The sequence below is a fragment of the Vibrio sp. Vb0304 genome (assembly GCF_033338995.1).
Lineage (GTDB): Bacteria > Pseudomonadota > Gammaproteobacteria > Enterobacterales > Vibrionaceae > Vibrio > Vibrio alginolyticus.
On record NZ_JAWOTT010000151.1, the window covers coordinates 1 to 1,344 of the forward strand.

Sequence of the window (1,344 nt, forward strand, 5' to 3'; positions counted from 1 at the left end):
TTTTGGTGAGTTTATGGAAACGAATTGGCTCGGCAATAATGTCTGCCACCTTCATACGAGGGTTCATAGACGTGTATGGATTTTGGAACACCATCTGCATTCGACGTCGCATCGGACGACGCTCTTTTTCCGACTTCATCGCCGTGAGATCGATGCCTTCAAATTTCACTTGGCCAGAGTTTGGCTCATACAAACCAGCAATCACGCGCGCGATGGTCGACTTACCCGAACCTGACTCACCCACCAGACCAAACGTCTCACCTTCGTGCACCTCAAAACTCACATTGTTCGAAGCCTGCACGTACTCACGGCGGCTTTCAAACAAAGAGTCCTTAGTCACAAACCTTAGGTTGACGTTTTTCACATCCAACAACGGGCCAGTGTACTCGCGCTGATCTTGGCTTTGACCAAGCCAGTGATTCTTAATGTCCAGCGACTTCATTTCTGTCGCTTCTTCGATGTAACTCACCAGAGGGAAACGATCGAGCTTTCTGTCTGAGCGAGGAACCGCCGAAATCAAGCTGCGCGTGTATGGGTGATCTGGGTTACCCAACACTTTTGCCGTTGGCCCAAACTCAACAAGGTCGCCACGGTACATTACCGCCACGCGGTCTGTAACGTTTGAAACCACACCCATGTCGTGCGTAACCAACATACAACCAACATTGTTCTGGATACACAACTCTCGGATAAGATTCAGGATTTGGTCTTGGATTGATACGTCCAGTGCCGTGGTTGGCTCATCGGCGATGATCAGATCTGGCTCACCAGCCAAAGCGATCGCGATAACCACACGCTGACGCATACCACCAGAAAACTGGTGAGGATACTGTTTAAGACGGTTTTCAGGCTGAGGGATGCCGACTTGCTGCATCAGAGACAACGCGCGTTGATACGCCTCGTCGTCAGACACTTTCATGTTGGCATGAATGGTTTCTTTTAGCTGCTGCTCAACCGTAAACAAAGGGTTAAGAGAGGTCATAGGGTCTTGGAAGATAAAACCAATCTTCGAGCCACGTACCTTACGCATCGCTTCTGGTGTTAAGCCAGAGATTTTTTCACCATCCAAAAAGACATCGCCACTGGCAACGCGTCCCGGAGGGCTCAGCAAATCGATAACGGCGTTACCAACGGTGGACTTACCCGCACCGGATTCGCCAACAACACCCACGATTTCGCCTCGTTCAATATTAAACGAAAGTGATTTCACGGCCGCGTGAACGCCGTGTCGGGATGGATACTCAATACGAAGGTTTTTCACTTCTAATAGTGACATTTCAGACCTCTACTGCCTTGTCTGTGGTATCGAATTGCACAGGGAAAGCCCGTGCCATTCATCACCTG

General features: G+C 49.8%; 1 protein-coding gene. It reads right to left on the reverse strand.

All coding sequences use genetic code 11. The features are described 5' to 3' along the window. Nucleotides 1-1,276 (reverse strand): ABC transporter ATP-binding protein (locus tag R7P35_RS24575; RefSeq protein ID WP_318092960.1); only part of this gene is annotated, 1,276 nt, incomplete at its 3' end. Nucleotides 1,277-1,344 lie beyond the last annotated feature (68 nt).